Origin of the sequence: Cytobacillus sp. FSL R7-0680 (assembly GCF_038009245.1) — a bacterium.
GTDB lineage: Bacteria > Bacillota > Bacilli > Bacillales > Cytobacillaceae > Cytobacillus > Cytobacillus kochii.
Genome location: NZ_JBBPAO010000001.1, coordinates 3,915,180 through 3,941,512, shown reverse-complemented (window position 1 = coordinate 3,941,512; position 26,333 = coordinate 3,915,180). Strand labels below are relative to the sequence as shown.

Genomic DNA, 26,333 nt, shown 5'->3' with positions numbered 1-26,333 from the left:
CCACCTTTTAGGAATAGCTGGTTACTCCTCATTTACCCTTTTAATTTTAGCTTAAACATTTCTTCTTAATATAATTAAAGTAAAATCATCCCTTAATTGGAAATCTTGTAATTTTTCAAGTTCTTTATATACGTTTTGCACAATATTTTGTGCTTTTAAGTGTATGTTTTTCTCAATTAAGGCTAATAATTCTTCTCTTTCAATAAAGCCTTCTTTTGTTCTTGATTCAGTTACGCCATCAGACATCAAAATAATCATATCCCCAGGCATCACTTCTTTTTCGTACTTTCTATATTTCGTGTTCTTCTCAATACCTAATAATAGACCCTTTGCAGGCAACTCAGAAAATGTCTGTGTTTCCGCATGATAAAACAAGCCTGGTTCGTGCCCAGCAGAGGCATAGGAAAAGATATGATGATCGATATGATATGTGCCATAAAACATCGTAATAAACATCGTTAAATCAACATTTTGTTCCACAACACGATTTAGATTCTCCAACACCAGAGTAGGCGTTTTACGATTTTCTGGTAAACTGTCCATAGCATATTTAATCATAGACATACAAAGGGCTGCTGGTAGCCCTTTTCCAATAACATCAGCTATTGCGATGCTCACACTATTATTTTCATCCTCAACAAAATTAAAATAATCACCATTCATATGTTTTGCTGGGACGCTGATTGCTCCAATATCCATGTCTTTTTTACATGGAATCTCTGTCCCAAGCAATGTTTTTTGCACATTAGCCGCGATTTCCATTTCGGTTCTTAATTCCTGTTGAATATGCTTTAAATTTTGGTGTTCGCGGTAAGCAAAACCATATGCCACCATCACTTCAAGCAGTATATCAAAAGACTCCTGCATTCTATCGTTAAATTTTTCTGGAAACATCTCAGCCATAATATTTCTATGGATGCTGACAATTTCCTCTGGAGGAATGTTCCGTTCAATTGCATTCCTACTTAACTTTTGTCCTTGATATAATGCCTGCTCTGAGCGGTCAGCTAAATAATTCGTTAATATCTCTCTATATTTGGACTCCAATTTCTGTCTGAAATCCATCTCAAGTTCCCCCTAACGGAGCCATTTAATCGCCCTTATATCTGTGCCTTCACCCGGGCTTGAATCTATTTGAAAATCATCCATCAGTCTTTTTACCCCTGGGAGACCTGCTCCTAGTCCGCCCGATGTCGAATATCCATCCTCCATTACTTGGCGCAAATCTTTAATACCTGGACCACTATCAATCGATAATAGCCTTAGTCCCGTTTTGCCATTCTCATAGAGCTTCTCTATACAAATTTGACCTTGACCTGCATATAAGAATATGTTTCTCGCAAGTTCACTTATTGCTGTTGTAATTCTTGCTTGGTCAACCGTCCCAAAGCCCAGCTCTTTTGCAACATTTCTACCAAGCTGACGCGCTGAAACGATATCCCATTCATTGATTATTTTAACGCAGGATTGGTTGTCCATTCGGCTATTCCCCCAATTCCTGTTGTAATTTCTCCAAACCTTTTTCTAAATCTAGGGCGGTCAATACATTATTCAGACCGATTCCTAATTCAGTTAACGTAATTGCTACTGCTGGTTGAATGCCTGTAATGACAACTTTAGCACCCATTAAATGGGACATTTCAATCACATCACCTAATACTTTAGCGATAAAAGAATCAATAAAATCTATTGATGTTAAATCGATTACAACACCATTTGCACTCGTATCATGTATTTTCTTTAACAAGTCTTCTTGAAATTGAAGTGCCGTCTGGTCATCTAGTTCCCATTGAATAGAAACAAGTAAACAATCATGTAGTTTTAAAATCGGAATTCTCAAAACGTCACCCCTCCAATGGCACAATTTTACGTTTAGTCATTTCCAATGCTGCTTCTACGCCTGATTTCATTGTATTTTTCGTAATAATTCGGTTTAAGTCGATACCAAGGCTCACAATCGTTTGCGCAATTTCCGAACGAATACCTACAAGCATGCATTTTGCTCCTACTAAGTGGACTGCATCTGCTGCTTGGATAATATGGTGAGCAACCATTGTATCAACAACAGGGACACCTGTAATATCAATCAAGACAACTTCTGAACGATGTTTTACCACACCTTGAAGAAGGTTTTCCATAATTTGCTTCGCTCGTTCTGTATCAATCATCCCAATTAATGGCATAACTGTAATGCCTTCAAATACAGGAATTAACGGTGCCGATAGTTCTTGCAATGCAATCTTTTGATTAGCGATCGTTCTTTCCCAAGAAACAGTGTAATCATTAATTATTTCACTATTCATCGCTTTTAACCAATGATTCAAATCATGCATCACTTTCGCTTCATTCTCTGGACGAATATACTTATCTTTGACCATTTCATCAAATACAACATCGCCCAGTACATCTAGAGCATTTACGACAAAACGTAGAGGCCAGCCTAAACTGACAATTCTATCTGAAAAATTCTCTGATTGACGCTCATACTCGTCCTTTTTGCCAGAAATTTTCAAGATAGCGAGCTCCACTAACTCTCTTCCATATGTCTCGAAGTTTTGATCTAGGATGACATTGGTAATTGTTTCGTCAGAATCCTCTTTTAATCGGTTCAACCATTCTTTAAAAATATCTTCTTTATTATGTTGAATATATTTCAAAGTCATTTGTCTTCCCTTACCTCCTATACTAGCACATCTATTGGTTAGTTTTTCCTTATTATCATTGATTGTAAAAAAATCTACATGATTGTAAAAAATCCAGCAAAAATCTACAACTATTGCCTTATATTATAACGCTTTCTATTTGAAACGTCTTTAACAATATATCCAAATTAAGTGTGTACCCTTTTTTGCTTATTATCAAACCTAAAACATTAAATTCCTTTTATTTCTTTTTGTTCAGAATAATATCTCAAATATAAAATTGGGGGATTTAAAGTTTAAGCCCGTTTCAATAAGTGTATTACATATATTAATAAGTCCTATCATTACAATAAATGGACTTGTTTAAGATTAGGAAGCATATAAAAAAACGCCCCAACTTTTTTGAGCGTTTTCTAAAATTCTATAAGACCTAAACTGACTTGTAAGGCTTCATTTACCTTATCCATCATTTCGTCATCAAGATGGGTGATTTTATCGGTTAATCTCTGCTTATCAATTGTACGAATTTGTTCTAACAATATTACTGAATCTCTTTCAAAAGCATATCGCTTCGCATCAATTTCAACGTGAGTAGGCAGCTTTGCTTTTTGAATCTGAGCGGTAATTGCTGCGATGATTACTGTGGGACTAAACCGATTCCCGATGTCGTTTTGTATAACAAGTACTGGACGGACACCGCCTTGTTCTGAGCCAACAACTGGGGATAGGTCTGCAAAATAAACGTCACCACGTTTAACAATCAAAGGATCAGCCTCCGCTTACAAGACGTTCAACTGCGTTTTCTGCCTCGTATTCCGCTTGAAATGCTTCAGATGCTATCGTCAAGTTTAATTTTGCCATTTCCATGTAACCACGTCTCATGGACTCACGAATATGTCTTTTCTTCCGTTCACGCAAATACATTTTCGTTGCTTGATAAATAAACTCACTTCTGTTTACGTTCTCTTGCTTCGCATAGCCATCTAATTCCGTTAATAGATGTTGCGGCAGCTTCACCACTATTTCTGTTGTTGCGCTGGATTCAGACACAAACATACACCTCCACCATCACTACACACCATATTTTTTATATCTACCAATTTTCATATTACCATTATTCTCTTAGGCTGCAAAGGGGGTTTTTTATTTAGTAAGAAATTATCCATAAAAACAGTTGCATTTTCTTTCAATGTCTTCCTAGGAATTTCAGTGATAATTTCCCAAATTATTAATAACTATTATCTACCAACATGTTCATTGATATGCATTAAAGAATCCCATTTCTTGTAGAAATTTTTGTTTGATCCTGAATATAGATTCTTGGTATGCGCATACCTATTTGGCAAGTTACCTCATAATTAATTGTTTCAAGTGTGTTAGCTATGTCATCTACAGAGATGGTCTGATTATTTTGAGTCCCGATTAACGTAACGACATCTCCAATTTGCTCTTCCTCACTAATACGAATCATGCATTGGTCCATACAAATTCTGCCGACAATACTTACTCTTCTTCCATTAACAAGGACCTCTTGTGTTGCTAACCTCCTAATCCACCCGTCCGCATATCCGATTGGCAAGGTACCAATTGATTCCTCTTTTTCAGCTTCGTACGTTGCTCCGTAACTCACTTTCTCGCCCGGTTGCAATTTTTTCACATGAACAATTTTCGTGTGAAGTGAAAACGCCTCTTTTAATTTAAAAGGTAAATGATTTTTAATTTCAGAAGATGGTGACATGCCATACATTGAAATCCCAAATCTAACTGCATTAAATTTCGCCTCAGGATGTCTCATGCCAGCTGCACTATTACTAGCATGAATATATCTTGGTTGTTCATCTATCCAGCTTATCATTTCATTAAAGGTGCTTAACTGTTCATTAAAATAGGATGTCTCAAGTTCATCTGCTGTCGCAAAATGCGTGAAAACTCCTTCAACATGGAACTTTCCTTGCTGTAGTTGGTATTGAAATATTCCCCATTCTTCTTTTGATTTAATCCCTAATCTACCCATCCCCGAGTCCATCTTCACATGAACTTTTACTTCTTTACTTATGAATGGTGCAGCTTTCTTCAGCCACTCAGCTTGGCAAACAGTTAAAGTAATTGCTGCTTGTTCGGCTAACCCAGCATCCTCTGGTCGTGTGAGCCCTAAAACTAATATCGGAGCGTCAATCCCTTTATTTCTAAGAGCAAAAGCCTCATCCAAAGTCGCCACCGCTAAGTATGTGGCACCAGCCTTTAGAGCTGTCTTGGCTACCTCTATATCTCCATGGCCATATGCATTTGCCTTCACAACTGCAAACAACTCTGCTTCTTCTCCAATATGTTTAATCATTGACTCTACATTATATGTGATATAATCCAAATTTATCTCTGCCCAAGTATCACGAAAATATGGGACCTGTTGATTCATACCGTCCACTTCCTCTTTATACTTTTCCTTCTATTATTTGATTATGTCACATTAACGTATAACAGAAAAGACAAACTTTCTTCTTAGACCGAGTGAAGTAAAAGCAGTGTAAGATGTAATTTAAGAAGTATGTTAAACATGGTAACTTTAAGTTACCTTTGATTACCAATTAATCTAGATGATATGGCGTTAATATTGGCAAAATTATCATCCGTAGAAACCGCAAACAACGCAAAGAAACCCGAGGAATCTACCTCGGGTTTATCTTATCTATATTTATTTTACAACTTCCCCTTGTACAGACTGTGCAATTTGGATCATTTCTTCTTTCGATAGGTTTGTCGATGCAATCATATAATCCACGCCATTTTGCGTCCAGGATACCATATTATCTGATACGGCTCCTACCGTGAAGCCAAGGTCAACAGGGTCACCATTCATCATCGCCTCTTCACCACCAGAGGTTTGAACAATAACAGCCTTCTCTTGAATCATTGTGAATGATTTGTCTTCACCTTCATAGGTTAGAATGACACGTTTACCTTCTTCTGTTTCTACTTCTTTTTCAGAAACAAGTTCAACTTCAGGTAGCGATTCTGGATAGAAGACAGTGAAATCTTCTTCTTCTGCTACTTCAGCCATGACTGGGAATTCTAACTGCGCACCTGTCATATTTTTCTTCGTATCGAAATCTTTATTATCTAGTTCTTCATTAAATTTCACATTGGAGAAATCTACCGTTACAACTGGTGTTCTTTCTGCATCCATTACCTTTACACTAACTGGAGATAGATCCGATTTATTTAAGGTAATCTCTTGGAGAGGTAGCATTTGATTGTTTTGATAACTCGTTTTTGTTTCATAAACATAATGATCTTCCGTTGCTTTAAATTTTGCTTCCTTATCATTTTGAATATCTTCAATTAATGACTCATAAAGGTACGCTTGACTACTATTGTTTGGCCAGTCACTTTGGAAGCGAAAACTTTTATTCAAAGCTGGCGTAAGAACAAACACACCTTCTTTGTTCTTTAAGATCATTTGACTTTGATCTTTTTCAGTGTTTTTAAGTGCCACACGATAAAATTCCGGGTTCTTATGCCATATTTCTATATCATAGGATTGCGGCTCGGAACCTGTTTGCAGCGTCATTTTCGCTTCCGCCTTATAGCTTTTTAATGATTCTAGTTTGCTCGATAGATCTTTTGTCACATCCTCCTGGGATTTTGTCCCACATGCAGCTAGTGTGACAGTTATGGCCAGTCCCATGAGTAGCCAGAAAAACTTCTTCTTCATTCCTTCAACCCCTTTTTCTTATAATCAACAGTGCAGTCAAACGCTTCCGTGGCCTTGTCTCCTCCATTGCACTATTGAATATATGAGACAACCTCAAAGATTATTCCAGACCTTCTAATAGATCAAGAATATTTTTTCGAGCCTGGGGATGATTTGTATGTAATTAATTACAGGCGTTTATTTGAAGGAATAGTAGCTATAATCAACTTTACTTCCTGTCCTAATGAATACTACTCTTTTTCAATTATCACTTGAGCAATGGCATACTCTCTACTATGGGAAATAGATAAGTGTACAAGACAGCCATCAACCGGACGAACAATTATCGGTTGTCCAGTCGTATGGTTAGCTGTTTCAATATCTAGAAACGAAAGTGATTGTCCGATGCCTGTTCCTTTCGCTTTAGCAAAGGCTTCTTTCGCAGCAAATCTCCCTGCTAAATATTCTATTTTTCTATGCCCAGTTAGAGTCTCATATTTCTTTTTTTCGCTTGTTGTTAAAATACGTTCGACAAACCGTTCTTTTCTTTTTACTAATTGTTTAATTCTCTGTATTTCAATCATATCGATACCAATACCTTTAATCATTCTAATCACCATCTTCTAAATAAAATAAATGCTGCATAAAACAAACTATAGTATATTTAATGTATGAGAACATTTTAGGAGGAGTCAATTATTGTTTATCAGGACAGAAAGCTTTAGAGAATTTATTCGCTTCTATCCCATCGTTACTTCTATTATCGCTATTAATATTGTATTATATTTACTTACTGTTTTGCCCATCCTACCAACCAATTGGTTAATGGCGCATTTTGCAGGTATTAATATTTATATTATGCAAGGGGAGTTATGGCGACTTGTTACACCTATCTTCATGCATAGCGGATTTGCTCACCTTTTATTTAATTGCTTCTCGCTTGTGTTATTTGGACCCCCACTTGAGAGAGCAATTGGCAAGGGGCGTTTCCTCCTTGTTTACTTCCTAGCTGGTATTGGCGCGAATATCGCAACACTCATCCTTGAACCGTTAACATATATTCACGTTGGCGCGAGCGGGGCGATTTATGGTATCTTCGGTTTCTTTATTGCTATTATTGTGTACCGCAGAGATTTACTTTCACAGCAAAATACTCAGCTCATTCTTGCCATCACAGTTATTGGTGTAATTATGACCTTCTTGCAAGCGAATGTAAATGTGATTGCCCATCTATTTGGTCTATTAGCAGGTTTCCTCACTGGTTCAGCAATGATTAAAACGAAATTAAAAGCTGGATATGGTGCAACGAGACCAACAAACCAATGGAAATCTTCAGCTAGACGATTAAAAGGTGTCCCCCTATCAACCATTATTATCTTTGGGGGCATTATTCTTCTTGCCATTATCGGTCTATTGTCACGTTAATGAAATCGTTCAAACAAACAGCAAATCCGAACAATTTATGTTCGGATTTGCTGTTTCTCATTCTGTATTCTCAGGAGTATAAGAATACCACTTGTATATAGATAATACATCTTCTACTTCTAGGTCAACTACATCTCCTCCAGTTGCACCTGAACCAGACATAGCCTTAGCAGAAATAGTAGCTAACTGATTTTGCTTCTGAAAATACGTTTCTTTCATTGAAATTGATTGTGTTCTATTCTTCCTCAAATAAACAGTTGTTTTAGAAATAAATCGTGAACGAAGAACGAGTTGATTTCCTATAATCGTCCAACCAGCTGCTTTATAACGGTAATAAGATAAAATAAGCATCAATCCAACGAACACTAAACTAAATAAACCCCACACTGAGAAGAAATAAAGAAGGATAACTGCGACTGGAACAGAGATAAATAATCCTCTCAATATGTATCTTCGTAAAGCCCTTTTTGGTGCTGGAACAAACATATCTGTCAATTGGTAATCATTTAGTCCAGTTTCTATCTTCTCGCGAATTCGGTTTCTCTTAATGATCGGTAACAGCATCACTTTCGAGCTATCCGCATCCTTTAATGACCCACCTGCACTCTCAAGGTAAACAGATGCATAGCCAATCGCTTGTCGAACTGGATTCTCATTTATCCTTAATGCTTGAATCCGATGTAAGGGAATCGTTAGTTGCTTCTTCTCCAATAGACCGCGGGTAATAACTAATTCTTCTCCCACTTTTCTTACAGTGAAATTAGCATACTTTAACACTGATCCAATGAGAGCAATAAGCCAAGCAAGAACGAAACCAAGGAAAACCATTAAACTGATGAGCATAACACCACCTGTAATAAAGACACTCAATTCATCAAATACCTTCTCATAAGGAATGACTTCAGCAAATTGTGATAAAAAGGCAAAGACAGCTGATATCACAACACCTACTCCCCCAGAGGTCGAAGAAAGTAAAATCAACTCTCCAGGTTTAATTTGGTAAAGTATTTGTTCCTCTTTTTGTTCTGTTTCGATTTGCTCATCTAACTCTATATGTGCATTTTTAGATTGTGATAGGATATCTTGAATCTGCTGTGCCTCATTTTTAGAAATAGCAGTCAATATAGCTTCTGCCTCTAGTCCTGAACTAGCTGTTTCAATGGTCATTTTCACTAAACCAAAAGGTCTTTGTAAAATACCTTCTGATAAATCAAGACTTTGGATTCTTTCGAAAGGGATATATCTTTTTTTCCGAATAATTAACCCTGATTCAATTCGTAATTCTCCCTCTTCTATTCTGTAGGTAAAACGAAGCCAAGTAAGAATACCGGATATAAGAATAAGAGCAATAATACCTATTGTAATAAAAAGCTGAATCTTCCCTTCACTATTACCAAATACGACAATAATTAAAATGGGAATAATGGAGTCCTTTAATGTTTTCAGTACATTTGATACGGCTGCAATCGGATGAAGTCTTCTCGGCTCAGACATCATCTACAGCCACCCTTGCTAAGTTAGATATAAAAAATCGCAGTTCTTCTGCTTCTTCTAGATCTAATGCGGGTATTTCATGAACAGTTGCCGCAGTTGAAACCGTCACGGTAGCTAGTTTATATTTTCGAAGAATAGGTCCTTGGTGAGTATCTACATGCTGTACTCTAATCATTGGGACGAGTGTACGTTTAATGATAAATATTCCATGCTGTAGTTCTATTTCATTCTCTCTCACTTCATAGCGCCACCTTTTCCACCGCACAGTCGGAAAAACTTTAATCGCTAAATAGGCATAAAGAGCAAATATAATTAATGCAACACCAATTATCCACATCGGCCAATCAAAAATGAATGTTAAAACAATAGCGCCAATTGCCAATACAAATGGGATAAGGGAATGTAGTGCACCAGATATTTTCCAAACAGTCAGACCCCGTTTAGAAATACGCTTTTGCGGCTTCGATAACATATATGTAAACCCCCTAAAATTCCTTATTGAACAACTATAGTATACATGAAAGCCATACTATTTCTCAGTAAAAACTTGGATATTTTTTCATTCTTATTTATTATTTCTATACGATAATCTAAAGAAAAGGTTTCAATTAGAGTGAAGTTGATTAATCCCTTACCTATCTACTTCATTTACTTATAAAATGTCATATGATCTTTATCTCGTCGGTAGTAGGCTAATCGATCTTGTAAGTTACCCGTATGGAACTCAAATTTATGACCATCCGGGTCAGTAAAATAAATCGAGCGCTTATCTTTTTTGTCCCTTATGCGGCCTGATAAAATATTCACTTTTAAGTCTTGTAAGCGTTGATAACTACTTTCAAAATCATCTTCATCAATAGAAAACGCAATATGAGTATAAGATTGGGCAATCTCCTGACGAGGTATGTCTTTTTCTTCATTAAGGGCAATCCACATGCCTTGACAATCAAAATATGCTGTCGTTCTCCCTTTTACAAGCAACTTAGCTGCAAAAACCTTCTCATAAAAAGCAATAGAACGGTCTAAATCAGAAACAGAGAATAACATATGGTTCAAACCTTTAATCATACTGCCGTTCACCTCATCTTAAATTTATCTGGCATCCTATTAACCATTATACTGAAGCAGCAGCAAATACTATAGATAAAAACACATCTAGTTTAACGTCTATAAGTTTTATATGGACTTTTCATTTTCTTCCACCACAGACCCCTTTTGCTACATGTCTACATAACACAAAAGAACCGAGCTTCATTTCAATGCTCGGTTCTCCCAATATATTATCTATAGCTATTTGCATTTGTTTTCTTATTTCCTTGATAATTCCTTTTACCTGAAGGTTTACCATCACGGGAGCGATAGGAGTTACTTTGTCTTCCTTTCGGGCTATACCCACCTCTAGGACGGTTACTTCTATCTGTGGATCTTCTGTCTCGTTTAGCCGGTAAAGGTTTCTCTTCTGTTAGTTTTACCGGAGTCGTGTCCGGTTCTTTGATCATGAGCTTCAACAATGCTTGAACTACCGTTGTTGCGTCATGGTGTTCAAGTAATTGTTGTGCAGATTGTTGATAATATTGAAGATGATTATCCTCAATGATTTGCTCGACTTTTTCTGCAACAGCCTTTTGTTGCCCCTCTAATGCTTGATCTAACGTCGGAGCAGCCATTCTTTCCATTTTCTTTTTCGTTGTTTTTTCAACGATACGTAAGTATGATTTCTCACGTGGGTTAATAAATGTCATGGCCATTCCTTCTTTACCAGCACGACCTGTTCGACCAATACGGTGAACATAACTTTCCGGATCTTGTGGTATATCAAAGTTATACACATGTGTAACACCAGAAATATCTAATCCACGAGCTGCTACATCTGTTGCGACAAGGACATCAATGGACCCTTCTTTAAACTTACGAAGGACAGACATACGTTTAGCCTGGCTCAAGTCACCATGTATTCCTTCTGCATTGTAACCTCTTAAACTTAAGGCTTCAGAAAGTTCATCAACCCTTCTTTTCGTACGTCCGAAAACAATCGCAAGTTCTGGTGATTGAATATCAAGCAGTCTTGTTAACACATCAAATTTATTTTTTTCTTGTACTTCAATATAATATTGCTCAATGAGTGGTACAGTCATTTCCTTCGCTTTTACTCGAACGATTTGTGGCTCTTTCATAAACCGTTCAGCAATACGTTGAATGGCTGGTGGCATCGTCGCAGAGAAGAGTAAAGTATGCTTCTCTTCTGGGACACTTGATAAGATTTTTTCAATATCATCAATAAAGCCCATATTTAACATTTCATCAGCTTCGTCTAAAATCACTTTTTTGACATGATCTAATTTTAGTGTTTTTCGATTAATATGATCAAGAATTCTTCCAGGTGTACCGACAATAATATGAGGACGATTTTTTAACGCTCGTATTTGACGGTTAATATCTTGGCCACCATAAATCGATAACACTCTCGTTCTTTTCCCAAAACCGAGTTTGTATAATTCCTCTGACACTTGAATGGCTAATTCTCTTGTCGGCGCGATGACTAAACCTTGAATAAAACTATCATTATAGTCAATATGGTCAATCATAGGAATACCAAAAGCGGCTGTTTTACCTGTACCTGTTTGTGCTTGTCCAATTAAGTCCTTATTCTGCAAGCTTAAAGGAATCGTCTCTGCTTGAATCGGAGTTGCCTCTTCAAACCCCATTCTTTTAAGAGACTTCATTGTTTCAGGGCTTATACCCAAATCTTGAAACTTAGTCAATGTATCCAATCTCCTTCTGTTCTTTGAAAAATATTTTATTTCATCAAGTAGGCAGGAAATTTCCCCAATCAAAGTTGTTATAATTACAACGATTTAAGAGAAACCCACTATAGAGAGGATGAGGGAGAATTTATTACCAATGCATGAATTGCTATGCTTATTTGTATAAAAAAATAAATGTATGATGACTTCCGCATCCTAAATCTAACGAACAATTACAAATAGAAATTTTTATTCAGACATGTAATGAAAAAAGACATTCTCCTACCAGTGGAGTATGTCCGGGTTTCAATGGAGTTCCTGTTGACACTTTGTTGTATATATTACCATCTCAACGCATGATTTGCAATGCTTTAGCAGGACATAGTATGACAGTAGTATAAAAATAAACAATTGACAAAAGAGAGTTCATTTGAAGAAAATCGCCTTAACTAAAAGGTTATGAAAGAAATTGAAGTACTTCTTTAAACAGGTGCTCACTTTCATCACAATGACAAATTAAATGTTTTGACCGTTTAATAATAATTTTGTGTTTCTGTTCTGAGGTGATGTGTTTATAAAGATAATCTGCACTGCGTACAGGAACGATGCCATCATCTTCTCCTTGAGCGATGAAAGTTGGAACCTTCACTTCTTTTAATCGTGGGCGAACCGTCGCTACTAGCTTTTGGAACTGCCTAGCTGCAGCAAACGGCGTGGAGCTGATCTTTTGTTTGTAATGTATAAATAATGGATTTTGCGTTATTCTTGTGCCTTGAAGTCCTTCTCTTAATAACCCTTTAATATCAAGGAAAATTTGTCTAGGATTTAAATAGTAGGCAGCTGCACTAAGTAAAACCAGTTTCGCTACCGGGTATTTTACCGCTAATTCACTAGCAATCATGCCTCCCATGGAGAATCCAATTATATAAACAACTTCGCATTTTTCTAGTAAGTTTTTTAATTCTTCCTCTGCATGATTGATCCATTTTTGAAATACAATCCCCTTTAAGGACTGCTTTTCTCCATGGCCAGGTAATGTTGGAACCGCTATTTCCCAATCCGTATGTTCCTTTATATAATTCGCCAATGGGGCGACTTCATAAGGTGCACCTGTAAATCCATGTATGCATAAACATCCAATCATCTTTTACACCGCCAATGGTAAATTTATCAGGCTATTGAACAGCTTATCAACTTTAACATAAACATCTAGTTTATTTTTTACCCTCTATACGGAAAATTAAATCCTCACAACGCAAAAAATGTTAATTATTATAATATAATTCAAAAGATAGAAAAAACCTTATGTTCCATGTGAAACAATAAGGTTTTTTGAATTTTAGTATAGTATTATTGCAATCCCTCAACGACTTCTTCTAACTTCATTCCTCTAGAAGCCTTAACGAGTACAATTGTTTCATCATTGACATGTTTTTTTAGTTCTTCAATTAATGGCGCCTTTTCATCAAAAGCAAATACACGGTCTTCAGACAATACTTCCTTGGCTCCCTTTGCAATTAAGTGTCCTAATCGACCATAGGTAAATACGGCATCGATGTTTTCCGCACAGATGGATAACCCAATTTCTTCATGAAATCTCTCTTCATCTGCCCCTAATTCCAACATATCACCTAGAACAAGTATTTTCTTCTTATATCCTGGTAAATTCGCTAATAATTCTATCGAAGCTTGCGTTGAAGTAGGGCTTGCATTGTATGCATCGTTAATTATTTTCTCGCCATTTTGACCCTGTAGTATTTCCATCCTCATATTTGTCAGTCTCACTTTCACTAATCCTGCTTCCATTTCCGCAAATGACACATTAAAATGTTGTGCAACAATCATAGCTGATAGAGCATTTAAGACATTATGCATACCTAAAATAGGTAAAGTGAATTCTACTTCGCTCGCATTGACCTGAAACTTACTACCGTTGTCTAATTGTTGGATATTCACAGGATATAGGTCATTTTGTTCGGTTCTTCCAAAGGTTTTAACCGTAGCTTGCCCTTCATATGAATCAAAGTAATTTCTTAAAAGGGGTTCATCCCCCATGTATACCATCAATCCATCTGACTTTAAGCCATTTATAATCTCAAGCTTTGCTTCAGCAATTCCTTCTCTTGAGCCTAAATCTTGTAGATGTGATTCACCGATATTGGTAATAATCGTTGCATCAGGGCGTGCTAGCTTAGTTAGAAAGTCAATTTCACCTTTACCACTCATACCCATCTCTAATACAGCTACCTCTGTTGTTTCTTCTAGCGCTAAGATGGTAAGCGGAAGACCGATATGATTATTATAATTGCCTTCGGTTTTTTGGACTTTATATTTCAACGCTAAAAGATTCGCCATCATATCCTTTGTCGTCGTTTTACCATTGCTACCAGTAATCCCTACCACTTTTATACTTAACTGATTACGATAGGCTCTTGCCAGCTCTTGTAATGCAGTTAACGTATCTTTAACGATGATAATGGGTAAGTGAGTCGGTGGATTTGGTACATCCTCTTGCCAAAAAGCAGCCGCAGCTCCTTTTTCGATAGCATCCGACACATACTGATGCCCATCTGTTCGCTCTCCTTTAAAGGGTATAAATAGTTGTCCTGGAGTAATCTCACGAGAATTTATACTTACACCTTGAATTTCTTTTTTTCCGTATGGTGAAAGATCATTCTCTATTTGAATCATTTCTGCTATATCATTCAAGGTTCTCTTAATCAACTTTTCCTGCCTCCTTTTTGACAGGTGCACTGCGGGGTGCAAAGCCTATCTTTCTATGTAACTGTATACGTTACAGCTTAGCTGTTCCGCTTACAGTTACTTTGTATGCTTAATTTTTTGTTTTTCTTGATGTCTTTCAATTGCTAATTTGACAAGACGTTCAATAAGGGCTGGATATTCAACACCTGAATGCTTCCAAAGTAATGGGAACATACTGTATGGTGTAAAGCCTGGCATTGTGTTCACTTCATTTATATAGACTTTTCCTTCCTTTGTTAAGAAGAAATCCGCTCTAACAAGTCCCGAACAATCTAATGCTTTAAAGGCTTTAATTGCCATCGCTTCTAATTCGCTATATTCAGCTTCAGTAACATCAGCAGGAATCATTAAAATTGTATTCCCATCTTCATATTTTGCCGTATAATCGTAGAAGTTTTTATCTTTCGGAATAATTTCACCGGCAACAGAGCACTCAGGATAATCATTTCCCACTACACCTAGTTCAATCTCTCTTGCATCTACACCTTGTTCGATAATAATTTTACGGTCGTATTTAAATGCTTCAACGAATGCCTCATGGAGCTCACTACGATTCGTACATTTGCTAATCCCTACACTTGAGCCTAAATTTGCTGGCTTAACAAAGCACGGGTATCCGATGGTATCTTCTACTTTGCGATAAGCATCCTCTTCCGCAGTTTCCCATTCCCCTCGAAGGTACCAAACATAATCAACTTGGTTTAATCCAGCTTGAGCAAAGATATTTTTCATGATCACTTTATCCATTCCTGCTGAAGAAGAAAGGACGCCATTTCCGACATATGGTAAATTCAAAAGCTCAAGCATTCCTTGAACCGTTCCATCTTCCCCATTTGGACCATGCAATAAAGGAAAAATCACATCAAAAGGTCGACTTTCTTTTGACTCGAAAAGGGTTGGTGCTAACGCTAAAGGTGATAGCTGTTGGCCTTCTGAAAAAGATAATTCTTTCACTGTCTCCACGGGCCCAGTAAGTTGTTGCCCCTTGATCCATTGACCTTCTTCCGAAATATAAATAGGATAAATATCAAATTTATTTGTGTTTAATGCTTTAATCACGGCAAGCGCTGTCTGCATAGAAACATGATGTTCAGCAGATTTCCCACCGTACAAAAGTCCGATCTTAATTGTCATCAATAAAACCTCCAATTTTAACAAGTAACTTATATTTATTTTACCACTTTATAAAATAAGAGAGTAAATGTTTCAACAAGATAAATGCCTATAAAAGTATATGTATGTATAACCATGGGAAAAGGAGCTTACTTCAATTAAAAAATAGCCATTTCTCTCTTAAAAAAAGTGATATCGTCATTGGAGATTGTCCTCATATCGACTATTAATGGCAATGAGATGAACTCATGTCAGGATATAAAGACCTAATTCCCATTATCCTGAAATATTTAATAATATATCCTTCATTCCTGCTACAACCTATAGATAGCATCAATATAGATGCTAAGTTCTTTGAAGTTGTTCTACCTACTGATATACCACTATTATACTTTTTTTCACTTACTTCTCTGTTAACATTATGTTACAAAAGCTCTAGTTTTCTATTACAAAAAGATTAATATCTGTAATCGTTATCTATATATAATAAAAAATTTCCTTTTTTAACGAACTGACATTAGGTATCATTCACTAAATAGGACAAATGATTGCCAGCCCATTTTACCTCATTTATATATTTTATACTAGCTAAAATAAATGGCAAGATTAATCATCGCATCGTTTCGATTACAATCGTACGATTTGCCATTAGGTAAATAAAATCAACCAAAAGACCTACCACCTTTATGTATATTCACTTTCTAACCATGCCACATTGACTACTGTCAAAGTAAAAAGAAGCATCCGCACGCCAGTTATTGGCAATGTGCCGTACATGCTTCTTTCACAATTTGAAAACGCTGTGATTCATAGGTAAGGATTGTTAAACTTGTTCCCTCAATATCTGGCGCGCCGTTCCAAAATTGATGAACTGGCAGCATGCGACAAATAGAGTAAATAGCTCTCAATGCGACACCATGAGTGACCACTAACACATTCCCACTTGTTAAAGTTAATTCTGCTAGAAAGGCACGCAAGCGATCAATCACATTTTGAAAGCTTTCACCGTATGGGTTGTCATATTCATTAGGGTGTTGCCAATATTGCGCAAATAATAAAGGATCATTCTCCCAAATTTCCTCTTCAGTTTTCCCTTGCCACTCCCCAAGCATAATCTCCATCAATCGCTCATCTTTAACAATCGCTTCCCCATTTGTAATGATTTGTGCTGTTTCTAATGCTCGACCACTTGGAGAGGAGAAAACCTTTGTAAATTTTGTTTGCGCTAATCTCTGGCCAAGTTTTAAAGCATCTTGCTTACCTTTGTCAGTTAAAGGAGAGTTTAATCGACCTTGCATTCTCTTCTCTATATTCCATTCCGTTTGCCCGTGCCTTGTTATAAAAACAGTTAAACTCATTCCTTCACCTTTACAGGATAAAAATAACCAGTAGCCATTTCTTTTATTTTCTGTTCATTCGCAAGTGTGTAACTAATAATGAAACAGGTTGCAGGACCTGAAGAAGCGAGTAAGTCTAATTCGCAAGTGATATCAGTTAGGGCAAAGACACGATCCTCAAATAATTGATTTAACTCAGCTAATATCCCTTTAGAGCCAACAGGCATGACTGTCACTTTTTCCATATTGGCGAGTTTTGAACATAGCGCTAGCGGAGCTATATGTAGAGCATCATGAATGACGGCTTCTCCTACTAACGGTCTACCGATAACTGCTATCTGATTTTCTTCTGTAAACTCTATCGTATGAATATCTTTACTCGCATGTATTTTTCCCATAACAGATACAGCTGTTGCAGATTGCTTCAACTCAAAGTTACTTTCTGTACTTCCTGTTATAGATAAATCGGTTAGGCCTAGTTCCAGCAAGCCCTTTTCAATTCCTGTTACTAATGATTGCCACACTTGATCTCCAGAAAAATTCTGTAAAATTATCGCTAAGGGCGTTGCACCTATAGCTATACATTCCATCATCGATACCCTTAAAGCATAATAAGCGACATCCTCATAAGAAACTTTAATTAAATCCTCATGCTTTAATCCAATACCACCGCTATTATCACTTGCTATGACAAGTGATTCTTCCTTGTTATATGGAATCACTAGCACATCTCTCATTTGGTATTTTCCATGGATGTTTTTACAGGTTGTATGATTTTTGCCAATCTTGGAATGAGGATAAGCGCTATAGCTACGTTAAAAATAGAACCAACTAAAAGCGAAGGTACGAGTGCCAAATAAAACGCTTCCCCCATAATAAAAAGAAATGGAAGTGGGGCAGCAAACGAGTTTCCAAGTACAAAGAGAATAGAAGCAATCCATCTATGTCCATTGCGGTAAAATAAGGCAAATATATAACTTAGAATGGCCATTTCAATCGCTACTACCAAATGAAAGGGCCCCATTGGCAACCCACCTAATAGTGCTGACAATAAATGACCCGTCCCTCCAACGATTGCACCAGCCGGACCTCCTAATAAGGCACTAGCAAGTAGCGCAGGAAATGAATCTAGTGCCACACTAGTGACAATCCCAGCTGGAATCTTAATTGCTGCACCAATCACCGATAGGGCAACAAAAACACTTAGCCATGTTATTTTAATTCCTTTCAAAAGACCCATCACTTATTCCCCTTTTCTTTTACCCCCACGGAATACTTTCGCACTACGTACATATTCTACATCCGGATTCCCTAAGCGAAAGTTGATGACGCGGGCTAATGCAAAAAAGTAATCAGATAAGCGATTTAAAAACATAACAGCTACATCTGGAACAGTATCATCTGTTTTCTTAAGTGATACGACTAATCTTTCTGCTCTTCTTGTGACGGTTCTTGCTATGTGGATAGAAGCAGATGCCTTGGCACCACCTGGTAAGATGAAACGTTCTAATTCCGGTGCTTCTGCAATAAACACATCAATTCTCTCTTCTAAATAATCAATGGACTCTTGTTTTAGCTTCAGTTCACGTGTCTTTGTTACGTTTGCTAAGTCTCCACCACAGTCAAAAAGTTCATGTTGTATCTTCTCTAAATCATCCAAGACGTCTGCGAATTTTGCTTGATCCAACTCAGTTACAGCCTGACCGACAAAACAATTGACTTCATCAACTGTACCATAGGCTTCAACACGTATATCGTCCTTTTCTACTCTGCCGCCAATAATGCTCGTTTTTCCTTTATCTCCTGTTCTCGTATAAATTCTCATCTAATCGCCCACTCCCTTATTTAATTTTCTGTGCTATACCATACCAAATAATATCCATTTGCGTTGCCTGTTTTGCCATTTTTTGATACACTCGTCCGCAAACATCGCGTAAAAGTCGATCTTTTTCTTCTACTGGTACAATGCCCTTTGTTATATCCGTACCAATTAAGATGACCTTGCGTGTACGTCTGCTGTTTTCCCATGCTGCAAAATCAACGAGGAGTTGCTGTACTCTTTGTTGTATCTCCTCTTCACCACTGTAAGTTAATACATCCTTTACCCAATATTCTATTCCTTCCCATACAATTACACCATCAATATCTGTAAATTTTTCTACTTCAGGTGGTGATGAACTACGGTAGGCGGAATACCAGAAATGGCTTGCTCGGTGAATACCATATTGTTTTTCTACCCATTCTCCCTTTCCGTTATAGGCTCCTCCTGTAACAAAGTGCATATAATCTCTCCTCCTTTCAATTTAACATCGATTTGATAGCCTCCACTATAAGGAATCTTCCAGTCCCAAAAAGCTTTTTTATTTTTCACTTTCGTATGTAATATATGGCGGATCACTCCACCGTGCGTGACAATCGCCATTGTTGAAATTGCTTTCCTCAGCGCTTCTGCTACTAACGAGTCCCACGCGTGATCAAGTCGTTGACTAAATTCACTATAACTTTCACCATTAGGGGGTGATAATGTTTGCCAATGATTTAACCACTTTCGATATGGTTGATGATTCTTTAATTGCTCATACGTACAGCCTTCCCATTCACCGAAGTTAAGTTCTCTCAAATCACTCATCAAGACAAGTGGTTCATCAGGAAATAATTGCTTACTCGTTTCAATACATCTACCTAAATCACTTGTTACAATGATATCGCAAGGTGGGACGATTGGGACGATAGCTTTCGCCGAAACAAGCGGAGAATCACTCCAACCTAGATAGGCTTTCCTCCTATTGGCCTCTGTCATCCCATGACGAAATAATGTGATAACCAAAGAACCATCCATAAACTCCATTCCACTCCTTCCACACATGCACCAATGACATCACCTGTTGTGCCCCCAAACCAACCTACGCTTTTTTGTTTCATGATCATAAATAAGCATAATGAAATGATTAACATGCAAGTAAATCCGAATAAAAGGGAAGGAAAAAAGAAGAACAGCCCTATAGCAACTAGTAAAATATATACACCATATATCACAACACTTCTCGAAGTAGCTGCATCCTGAAACATTTTACCTAACCCACTATTTTTAGCTGTCTTCACCTTCACTAGCATCATGCCCATGACCATACGACTAAAAAAAGGAATACAAGCAATAAAAAAGAAAACAGATGTGCTTTCTAACTTAATAGCAATTTCATAAATAAAAAATAGTTTTGTACCTAATAAGAGAATGACCGATAGCACACCAAAAGCACCCACTCTTGGATCCTTCATCACTTCTAATCGCTTTTGTCGATCACCATAGGAAAAGTATGCATCACTTGCATCCATCCAACCGTCTAAATGAATCCCTCCTGTGACAACGATTAATGTCACCCAAAGAAAAATGGCAGATGCTAATGGCGAAAAAGGAGAAATCATTAATAACAAATAAAATATAAGCGCATAGATGACACCTTGTATGATACCTAACAATGGAAACGTTTTAATCGCGCCATTTAAATGCTTATTATCCATCGGTAATTGGAGAGGAATCGGAATAGCAGTGAAAAATTGTAAATTAATTAATAATCCTTTTAGCCATAATTTCATAAGGTGTGATCCTCTATACCGATGATTTCTTTAAGAAGATTAAAGTCAACATTTGATTTAAAGTGTGCTGCTAGTTCTGCATACTTTTTGTCCTTCTTGGTACTGATATAAACCGGGTCTTTTAAAGGCAAACCTTTATCTACGCGAATCTGATTTAACCAATGTGCACGCCATTCATCGTGATGAAAAACATGATGCATATATGTACCAATAACCTTGCCACCTTTACTTGTATATCCATCATAATGGCCATCAGCTTTTTTCAGAAAATAATGCCTATCATGATTCTCTACTACTGTTTCGCCTAAATGGATTTCATATCCTTTTAATGATTGTACAAATGAGCCTTTTAACTTGGGGTGAAGCGTTCCTTCCACTTGAATGGTTGTTTTTTCAGTGATAAAAGTAGTGTCAGCTGGAATTACCCCGAGACCATTTATCTCCTTCCCTTTAATTCCCGTATCCGCACCATAAGGGTCGGCTAATCGCCTGCCTAACATTTGAAAACCACCGCAAATTCCGATGACTCTGCCGCCATTTTCTATATAATGCTTTAACCATTTATCGAGCTTTCTATCACAGAAATATTGCCAATCATGGATCGTGCTTTTCGTTCCTGGTAAAATGACAGCATCAGGCATGCCCATTTCATCACTATGATTAACCCAGCGGAAAGATACATCATCTTCATATAAAAACGGATCCATATCGGTAAAATTGGAAAGATACGGTGGTTTAAATATAGCAATATCTATTGGGTTATCCTTTTTAGAAACTTGTATAGATAAGGAATCCTCTGCATCGATCATATGATGATGTAAATATGGCATCACACCGATAACTGGGATACCACAGTGATCTTCTATCCACTTCTTACCGTCCGCAAATAGAGACAGATCTCCTCTAAATTTATTAATAATAATGGCTTTCACTCGACTTCTTTCGCTTTCTTCTAGTAATGATAACGTCCCAACGATACTTGCAAACACGCCTCCTCGATCGATATCAGCTACTAACAACACAGGCACATCTGCCATTTCAGCCACTTTCATATTGACTAGCTCACGATCTTTTAAATTAATTTCTACAGGAGACCCAGCACCTTCCATCACGATCGCATCATAAGTGTTTTCTAGTTTATTAAGTGCTATCTTAATCGCCTCTAGTCCCTTTTCATAGAAAGAGGCTCTATAGTCACGACCAGACTGAATCGTCTCAGCTTTCCCAAACAAAACGACTTCAGAAGTCGAGTCTGATGTTGGTTTTAAGAGAATTGGATTCATATAGACGGTTGCCTCTATTTTCGCAGCTTCTGCCTGTACACCTTGTGCCCGTCCAATTTCTTTGCCATCTTTCGTTACATAAGAATTATTAGACATATTTTGTGATTTAAACGGAGCAACACGCACACCCTCTTCTACTAAGGCTCGGCATATAGCTGTGGCAATCATACTTTTCCCCACATCAGAGGCGGTTCCAACGACCATTAAGCCTTTCATATTCTTCTCCTCCTTTCATCTGAATGAGACAGCCAGCATCTACTAGATAAGCTTCATCTGCAAGTTTCACGATTTTTTGATGGAGTCGTCCTAACATCTTTCCATACACCAGTACAAGTGGTTCATCACTTATCACATCATGGAATATTTCGTTACTTACGAGAATTAACGTATCGACTTTACTCGAAAGCTCTTTTATTCCTTGGACAAGATTTGCATAAATTTGTTGTTGAAATTCGTAATCAGACCAGCGATTCTCATAAAAAAACTCATTATTAAGCAGAGTTGTTAGGCAATCTAGAAGAATAATATCGTTTGAAGAGAAGTGAGTAGCTAGTTGGTGAACCTTTCTTGGTTGTTCCCATGTCATCCACTTCTTACCACTCTCTTGCCTCTGCTTTTGATGATGCTGAATGCGCAACATCATTTCCTTATCACTTGGTTGAGCTGTCGCGATGTAATGTAAATGCTTCCCATGGTAGTAAGCCCTATCAATGGCCAATTTCTCAGCAAGCCGACTCTTACCACTTCTCACTCCACCGCTTATAAAGATGATTCGCGCCATCGCTTTAATGCCTCCATCAATCGACTGTTTTCATCCGGTGATTTTATTGCTAGTCTAAGCCAATTTCCTTCCAATCCGGGGAAGTTGTATGTATGCCTTGGAATCAGTCCCTTTTCTAATAAAAAAAGAAAAAGTCTCTCGCTTTCTTTGGAAAATGGATCTTTTAATAAGTAAAAATTGGTAGATGAATCTGAATGTAGGTAATCATTATGTGTTAAAAAAGAAAAGATTCTCTTCCGTTCTACCTTCATCAACTCACGTGTTTCCTTCTGAAAGTTATTATCCTCTATACACAGTAACCCTATTTCCTGCGCTACATTATTGACACTCCAATGCGGTTGTATTGCCCTTAAGTCAGTTATAAATTGTTCATTCGCGAGCACATATCCTAAGCGAATCCCAGGAATGGCAAACATTTTAGTCATAGAGCGAATAATAACTAACTGATCGTACTGCAGTAATAACGGTGAGATCGGTTCATATTCATCCACAAAATCATAAAAAGCTTCATCGACAATGAGGTAAACACCTAGACATTCTGCAGCTTCAATCAAACGTTTGATTGAAGCTTTCGAGAAGTATTTACCCGTCGGATTATTCGGGTTCGTCAAAAAAACTACATCAATCTCCTTAAAAGTAGCTATCAAACCTTCAATATCTAAATGCCAGTTCTTATTTAAGAAAAAATAGTCAATTTCACACGCATTCGCTCGGCAAGCTGTCTCATATTCGGAAAAAGCAGGTTGGACAATCATTACACGCTTTCTTGCAAATAACTGTCCAATCATTGAGATGATTTCGGCTCCACCGTTGGCAATAAGAACATTTTCTTTTGGAAGTAATGTGGTTTTACTGATACGCTCTGTTAATCGTGTGGCAAACGGATCGGGGTATTCGTATAATGATGAAAGTAAGCTTGACCATTGCCTTTTTACAGCTTGTGGAGGCCCTAATGGGTTAATATTCGCGCTAAAGTCAATTGTCTTTGCGGGCATATCTAACTTTAATACTTCGTATAAATATTGTGGATTCGCACCATGCTTAGGCCATTGCAATCAAAACACCCCCTAGCCATAAGATAAAGAGATACAGTGGAATGGTCTTAGTAATAATAGTATTCGCCTCTACAATATGATTCCTTGATAATGGCATATTAGCTTCCCCCATCGTGGCACGATAAGAAACATGCCCTTCATATGTATTTTTACCACCTAATTGAACTCCTAATAAATAAGCCACAGCTGCTTCTCCCCAGCCACTATTGGGGCTTGGATGTTTTTTCGCATCGCTCATCACTAATCGGAAGCTCTCTTTCTTTCGAATAAATCTCGGCTTATTCACGAGAAGCATACAAAATGCTGTCAGTCTACTCGGTACCCAGTTCACCACATCATCAAGCTTTGCAGACGCCCAGCCAAAATCAATGTATTTCTCATTTTGATAACCGACCATTGAGTCACAAGTGTTAATAGCGCGATAAACTAATGCAAATGGTGCACCACCAATTAATGCAAAGAACAACGGGGCAGTAATCCCATCACTTGTATTTTCTGCTACTGTTTCAACTGTTCCCCTAACAATCTCCGCTTCATCTAGCTCTTCTGTATCCCTACCAACAATATATGAAAGCTTTTGCCTTGCTTCACTTATTTGTTCCTTCTTTAAAGGCTCGTACACTTCTATTGCCGCTTCCTTTAAACTCTTTTGGGCGATGGTAGTTGCGATTAACACCGCCTCAAATAATATTCCAACGATAGGGTGGACAGCATAAGCAATCACCACAATACTTATCGATATAACTAATACAATCAATAAGACTGTTGTTATCATAGCTACACCTTTCCATTTTCTATGCTCCCCTATATTCCATTTATTCCTTAAAAATCCTATTAAAGAACCCATCCACTTTACAGGATGCGGCCATTGCGGTGGGTCACCTATGAATCGGTCAATGACCACTGCTACTGTTAATGCGATTAAATGTTCAATCATCATCTGTTTCCTTTTTTCTTTTACGACTCTTGTGAATCGCTTTTTGTGTACATTCGTAAATACCTTTTCCAATTATTTTTCCTAGGGGTGTAACTGTTCCAGCGAAATCTATTTTCTCTCCACTTTGTGTTGCAGCAACTAATATACTATCCGTAGATGTGCCCGTGGCAACTGTCCCCGTTTCTTTGTCTCTTACTTCTAAATCCATTAATACTTTTGCTTTCGCTTCAGTTGCCGTCATCATTGCTTGAATAAATGCCTCTTCAGAAAGATGACCATTGACAAATATCCAACTATTTATAGTGCCTGGGGTTACTACCTCTCTATGTTTGCTTGCCATCGAAGCATCGACAGCGTTTCCTACACCTGCTGTGACCACGATCAACACAGAGAACAGATCCATTTCGTAAAATTCGTAGATCACATCATCCGTATATACCGCTGTCATCATACCAACCGTTTCCGAAGGCTCAAACCCTTTTTCTATAAGAAAATCTACCATCTCCTCATAAAAATCATCACAGTTATAACTTTTATCAACATGGCGATTAACAAATGTTTGATACCAGCCAATACCAGAACCAACAACTCCTGATGACATTACCCTTAGAGGTTGGGCAGACTGAAGTGTAATATATTCTTCATTCACCATTAATATAGCAGGTGTAATAATCTCTTCATTATGCCATTTCTCCTCAGGTATTAGGACTACTTGAGGTGCTGGTACTTTCGGGTGGCCGTGCTTCTTCACTTCAGTCTCATAAACTTCTATAATACGTGCTTCTTGCAATACTTCATTAGGTTTATCATTGCAGACTATTTTTCCATCATTTAATAAAACGATTTGATCACAATATAAACCGGCTAAATTTAAATCATGAAAAATGGATATGACCGTTAAACCCTTTTTCTCAGTCCATTCTTTTAACATATCTAGCAATTCTTTTTGATAGGATAAGTCTAAATGATTGGTTGGCTCATCAAGTAATAATATTTCTGGTTCTTGTGCGAGACTTTGTGCCAAAAACACACGTTGTCTCTCTCCACCTGATAGCTCAGTAATATTTTTATGTGCAAAATGCTGTACGCCTGTTTGTTTCATCGATCGTTGAACCACTTCTTCATCATCTTCAGACCATGTTTGGAACCAGCCACTTTGATGAGCATAGCGGCCAAGTGATACAATTTCCTTTACTGTATAAGAAAAACTATGTTCGGCATGTTGAGGTAGGACAGCAACGATTTTCGCTATTTCCTTCGTGTTATAATTTTGTACTGGTTGATCTTTTAAATAAACTTCACCAGATGTGACCGGTATAAGACCACTTAGCATCTTTAAAACTGTCGACTTGCCGCTCCCATTCGGTCCAAGTATGCCGAATAACTGTCCTTTCTCTACTTCAAAGGAAACATCATGAATGACCTGCTTGCCTCCATAACCACCGTTAATTTTTCGTAAGCTATACATCATCAC

General features: G+C 37.4%; 29 protein-coding genes. 1 reads left to right on the top strand and 28 read right to left on the bottom strand.

Features of this window, described 5'->3' with window-relative positions; genetic code table 11:
* Positions 1-51: 51 nt before the first annotated feature.
* The 9 genes from MKY26_RS19760 to acpS all read right to left on the bottom strand — a co-directional run bounded on the left by MKY26_RS19760 (position 52) and on the right by acpS (position 6,941).
* Positions 52-1,065 (bottom strand): PP2C family protein-serine/threonine phosphatase, encoded by a 1,014-nt coding sequence (locus MKY26_RS19760; protein WP_095370821.1) that lies wholly within the window; start codon positions 1,063-1,065, stop codon positions 52-54.
* 12 nt (positions 1,066-1,077) lie between these two features.
* Positions 1,078-1,479, bottom strand: coding sequence for an anti-sigma regulatory factor (locus MKY26_RS19755; RefSeq protein ID WP_095370822.1), 402 nt, complete (start codon positions 1,477-1,479; stop codon positions 1,078-1,080).
* Between the two features lie 4 nt (positions 1,480-1,483).
* A complete protein-coding gene (locus tag MKY26_RS19750) occupies positions 1,484-1,840 on the bottom strand; it encodes an STAS domain-containing protein (protein WP_066192954.1) in 357 nt (118 codons plus the stop codon).
* 4 nt (positions 1,841-1,844) lie between these two features.
* Entirely contained in the window at positions 1,845-2,663 is an 819-nt protein-coding gene (locus MKY26_RS19745) for an STAS domain-containing protein (RefSeq protein WP_095370823.1), read from the bottom strand.
* Positions 2,664-3,055: 392 nt separating this feature from the next.
* Positions 3,056-3,406, bottom strand: coding sequence for a type II toxin-antitoxin system PemK/MazF family toxin (locus tag MKY26_RS19740; protein WP_095370824.1), 351 nt, complete (start codon positions 3,404-3,406; stop codon positions 3,056-3,058).
* Positions 3,407-3,410: 4 nt separating this feature from the next.
* Positions 3,411-3,692 carry a CopG family ribbon-helix-helix protein gene (locus MKY26_RS19735; protein WP_095373546.1) on the bottom strand — a complete coding sequence of 94 codons (282 nt, stop codon included), beginning with the start codon at positions 3,690-3,692 and terminating at the stop codon, positions 3,411-3,413.
* A 217-nt stretch (positions 3,693-3,909) separates the two neighbouring features.
* A complete protein-coding gene (gene alr, locus MKY26_RS19730) occupies positions 3,910-5,058 on the bottom strand; it encodes an alanine racemase (protein ID WP_341098416.1) in 1,149 nt (382 codons plus the stop codon).
* Positions 5,059-5,334: 276 nt separating this feature from the next.
* Positions 5,335-6,354: a LolA family protein gene (locus tag MKY26_RS19725; RefSeq protein ID WP_095370826.1), complete on the bottom strand. Its 1,020-nt coding sequence runs from the start codon at positions 6,352-6,354 to the stop codon at positions 5,335-5,337.
* Between the two features lie 230 nt (positions 6,355-6,584).
* A complete protein-coding gene (acpS, locus tag MKY26_RS19720; RefSeq protein WP_095370827.1) occupies positions 6,585-6,941 on the bottom strand; it encodes a holo-ACP synthase in 357 nt (118 codons plus the stop codon).
* Between the two features lie 91 nt (positions 6,942-7,032).
* Here acpS and MKY26_RS19715 point away from each other — a divergent pair, with 91 nt between their 5' ends.
* Positions 7,033-7,758: a rhomboid family intramembrane serine protease gene (locus MKY26_RS19715; RefSeq protein WP_307315423.1), complete on the top strand. Its 726-nt coding sequence runs from the start codon at positions 7,033-7,035 to the stop codon at positions 7,756-7,758.
* Between the two features lie 57 nt (positions 7,759-7,815).
* Here MKY26_RS19715 and MKY26_RS19710 read toward each other — a convergent pair whose 3' ends face one another.
* The 19 genes from MKY26_RS19710 to MKY26_RS19620 all read right to left on the bottom strand — a co-directional run bounded on the left by MKY26_RS19710 (position 7,816) and on the right by MKY26_RS19620 (position 26,327).
* Positions 7,816-9,255: a PH domain-containing protein gene (locus tag MKY26_RS19710; protein ID WP_341098415.1), complete on the bottom strand. Its 1,440-nt coding sequence runs from the start codon at positions 9,253-9,255 to the stop codon at positions 7,816-7,818.
* Entirely contained in the window at positions 9,245-9,724 is a 480-nt protein-coding gene (locus tag MKY26_RS19705; protein WP_095370830.1) for a PH domain-containing protein, read from the bottom strand. Before MKY26_RS19705 ends, MKY26_RS19710 begins: the two co-directional genes overlap by 11 nt.
* Before the next feature lie 176 nt (positions 9,725-9,900).
* Positions 9,901-10,320, bottom strand: coding sequence for a metallothiol transferase FosB (fosB, locus tag MKY26_RS19700; protein WP_341098414.1), 420 nt, complete (start codon positions 10,318-10,320; stop codon positions 9,901-9,903).
* Positions 10,321-10,532: 212 nt separating this feature from the next.
* Positions 10,533-12,014 (bottom strand): DEAD/DEAH box helicase, encoded by a 1,482-nt coding sequence (locus MKY26_RS19695; RefSeq protein WP_095370832.1) that lies wholly within the window; start codon positions 12,012-12,014, stop codon positions 10,533-10,535.
* Between the two features lie 439 nt (positions 12,015-12,453).
* Positions 12,454-13,140: an alpha/beta hydrolase gene (locus MKY26_RS19690; protein ID WP_095370833.1), complete on the bottom strand. Its 687-nt coding sequence runs from the start codon at positions 13,138-13,140 to the stop codon at positions 12,454-12,456.
* A gap of 206 nt (positions 13,141-13,346) precedes the next feature.
* Positions 13,347-14,720 carry a UDP-N-acetylmuramoyl-tripeptide--D-alanyl-D-alanine ligase gene (locus tag MKY26_RS19685; protein ID WP_307315433.1) on the bottom strand — a complete coding sequence of 458 codons (1,374 nt, stop codon included), beginning with the start codon at positions 14,718-14,720 and terminating at the stop codon, positions 13,347-13,349.
* 96 nt (positions 14,721-14,816) lie between these two features.
* Positions 14,817-15,893 (bottom strand): D-alanine--D-alanine ligase, encoded by a 1,077-nt coding sequence (locus MKY26_RS19680; RefSeq protein WP_341098410.1) that lies wholly within the window; start codon positions 15,891-15,893, stop codon positions 14,817-14,819.
* A gap of 734 nt (positions 15,894-16,627) precedes the next feature.
* Positions 16,628-17,230, bottom strand: a complete 603-nt coding sequence (locus MKY26_RS19675; RefSeq protein ID WP_095370836.1) for a histidine phosphatase family protein — start codon at positions 17,228-17,230, stop codon at positions 16,628-16,630.
* A complete protein-coding gene (locus MKY26_RS19670) occupies positions 17,227-17,946 on the bottom strand; it encodes an ATP-binding protein (protein ID WP_095370837.1) in 720 nt (239 codons plus the stop codon). Before MKY26_RS19670 ends, MKY26_RS19675 begins: the two co-directional genes overlap by 4 nt.
* The gene (locus tag MKY26_RS19665; protein WP_322910317.1) at positions 17,943-18,449 is read right to left on the bottom strand and encodes an ECF transporter S component; all 507 of its coding nucleotides are present in this window, start codon (positions 18,447-18,449) and stop codon (positions 17,943-17,945) included. The genes MKY26_RS19670 and MKY26_RS19665 overlap by 4 nt, the downstream gene beginning before the upstream one ends.
* Before the next feature lie 3 nt (positions 18,450-18,452).
* Complete coding sequence (locus MKY26_RS19660; protein ID WP_095370838.1) at positions 18,453-19,034, bottom strand: cob(I)yrinic acid a,c-diamide adenosyltransferase; 582 nt, start codon at positions 19,032-19,034, stop codon at positions 18,453-18,455.
* A 16-nt stretch (positions 19,035-19,050) separates the two neighbouring features.
* Positions 19,051-19,491: a bifunctional adenosylcobinamide kinase/adenosylcobinamide-phosphate guanylyltransferase gene (locus tag MKY26_RS19655; RefSeq protein WP_095370839.1), complete on the bottom strand. Its 441-nt coding sequence runs from the start codon at positions 19,489-19,491 to the stop codon at positions 19,051-19,053.
* Positions 19,443-20,048 (bottom strand): histidine phosphatase family protein, encoded by a 606-nt coding sequence (locus tag MKY26_RS19650; protein WP_157733816.1) that lies wholly within the window; start codon positions 20,046-20,048, stop codon positions 19,443-19,445. Before MKY26_RS19650 ends, MKY26_RS19655 begins: the two co-directional genes overlap by 49 nt.
* Positions 20,006-20,803, bottom strand: a complete 798-nt coding sequence (gene cobS / locus MKY26_RS19645; RefSeq protein WP_095370841.1) for an adenosylcobinamide-GDP ribazoletransferase — start codon at positions 20,801-20,803, stop codon at positions 20,006-20,008. Before cobS ends, MKY26_RS19650 begins: the two co-directional genes overlap by 43 nt.
* On the bottom strand, positions 20,800-22,302 hold the full coding sequence (locus tag MKY26_RS19640) for a cobyric acid synthase (protein ID WP_095370842.1): 1,503 nt from the start codon (positions 22,300-22,302) through the stop codon (positions 20,800-20,802). Before MKY26_RS19640 ends, cobS begins: the two co-directional genes overlap by 4 nt.
* Complete coding sequence (locus MKY26_RS19635) at positions 22,268-22,867, bottom strand: bifunctional adenosylcobinamide kinase/adenosylcobinamide-phosphate guanylyltransferase (RefSeq protein WP_095370843.1); 600 nt, start codon at positions 22,865-22,867, stop codon at positions 22,268-22,270. Before MKY26_RS19635 ends, MKY26_RS19640 begins: the two co-directional genes overlap by 35 nt.
* Positions 22,846-23,922 carry a threonine-phosphate decarboxylase CobD gene (gene cobD / locus MKY26_RS19630; RefSeq protein WP_341098406.1) on the bottom strand — a complete coding sequence of 359 codons (1,077 nt, stop codon included), beginning with the start codon at positions 23,920-23,922 and terminating at the stop codon, positions 22,846-22,848. Before cobD ends, MKY26_RS19635 begins: the two co-directional genes overlap by 22 nt.
* Positions 23,909-24,862 carry an adenosylcobinamide-phosphate synthase CbiB gene (gene cbiB, locus MKY26_RS19625; protein WP_095370845.1) on the bottom strand — a complete coding sequence of 318 codons (954 nt, stop codon included), beginning with the start codon at positions 24,860-24,862 and terminating at the stop codon, positions 23,909-23,911. The genes cobD and cbiB overlap by 14 nt, the downstream gene beginning before the upstream one ends.
* Positions 24,852-26,327: a heme ABC transporter ATP-binding protein gene (locus tag MKY26_RS19620; protein ID WP_095370846.1), complete on the bottom strand. Its 1,476-nt coding sequence runs from the start codon at positions 26,325-26,327 to the stop codon at positions 24,852-24,854. Before MKY26_RS19620 ends, cbiB begins: the two co-directional genes overlap by 11 nt.
* Positions 26,328-26,333 lie beyond the last annotated feature (6 nt).

Coding starts and splice junctions, on each gene's coding strand:
- MKY26_RS19760 (WP_095370821.1), bottom strand. CDS start 1,065: ATGGATTTCAGACAGAAATTGGAGTCCAAATATAGAGAGATATTAACG.
- MKY26_RS19755 (WP_095370822.1), bottom strand. CDS start 1,479: ATGGACAACCAATCCTGCGTTAAAATAATCAATGAATGGGATATCGTT.
- MKY26_RS19745 (WP_095370823.1), bottom strand. CDS start 2,663: ATGACTTTGAAATATATTCAACATAATAAAGAAGATATTTTTAAAGAA.
- alr (WP_341098416.1), bottom strand. CDS start 5,058: ATGAATCAACAGGTCCCATATTTTCGTGATACTTGGGCAGAGATAAAT.
- MKY26_RS19725 (WP_095370826.1), bottom strand. CDS start 6,354: ATGAAGAAGAAGTTTTTCTGGCTACTCATGGGACTGGCCATAACTGTC.
- acpS (WP_095370827.1), bottom strand. CDS start 6,941: ATGATTAAAGGTATTGGTATCGATATGATTGAAATACAGAGAATTAAA.
- MKY26_RS19710 (WP_341098415.1), bottom strand. CDS start 9,255: ATGATGTCTGAGCCGAGAAGACTTCATCCGATTGCAGCCGTATCAAAT.
- MKY26_RS19705 (WP_095370830.1), bottom strand. CDS start 9,724: ATGTTATCGAAGCCGCAAAAGCGTATTTCTAAACGGGGTCTGACTGTT.
- fosB (WP_341098414.1), bottom strand. CDS start 10,320: ATGATTAAAGGTTTGAACCATATGTTATTCTCTGTTTCTGATTTAGAC.
- MKY26_RS19690 (WP_095370833.1), bottom strand. CDS start 13,140: ATGATTGGATGTTTATGCATACATGGATTTACAGGTGCACCTTATGAA.
- MKY26_RS19680 (WP_341098410.1), bottom strand. CDS start 15,893: ATGACAATTAAGATCGGACTTTTGTACGGTGGGAAATCTGCTGAACAT.
- MKY26_RS19675 (WP_095370836.1), bottom strand. CDS start 17,230: ATGAGTTTAACTGTTTTTATAACAAGGCACGGGCAAACGGAATGGAAT.
- MKY26_RS19670 (WP_095370837.1), bottom strand. CDS start 17,946: ATGAGAGATGTGCTAGTGATTCCATATAACAAGGAAGAATCACTTGTC.
- MKY26_RS19665 (WP_322910317.1), bottom strand. CDS start 18,449: ATGGGTCTTTTGAAAGGAATTAAAATAACATGGCTAAGTGTTTTTGTT.
- MKY26_RS19660 (WP_095370838.1), bottom strand. CDS start 19,034: ATGAGAATTTATACGAGAACAGGAGATAAAGGAAAAACGAGCATTATT.
- MKY26_RS19655 (WP_095370839.1), bottom strand. CDS start 19,491: ATGCACTTTGTTACAGGAGGAGCCTATAACGGAAAGGGAGAATGGGTA.
- MKY26_RS19650 (WP_157733816.1), bottom strand. CDS start 20,048: ATGGATGGTTCTTTGGTTATCACATTATTTCGTCATGGGATGACAGAG.
- cobS (WP_095370841.1), bottom strand. CDS start 20,803: ATGAAATTATGGCTAAAAGGATTATTAATTAATTTACAATTTTTCACT.
- MKY26_RS19640 (WP_095370842.1), bottom strand. CDS start 22,302: ATGAAAGGCTTAATGGTCGTTGGAACCGCCTCTGATGTGGGGAAAAGT.
- MKY26_RS19635 (WP_095370843.1), bottom strand. CDS start 22,867: ATGGCGCGAATCATCTTTATAAGCGGTGGAGTGAGAAGTGGTAAGAGT.
- cbiB (WP_095370845.1), bottom strand. CDS start 24,862: ATGATGATTGAACATTTAATCGCATTAACAGTAGCAGTGGTCATTGAC.
- MKY26_RS19620 (WP_095370846.1), bottom strand. CDS start 26,327: ATGTATAGCTTACGAAAAATTAACGGTGGTTATGGAGGCAAGCAGGTC.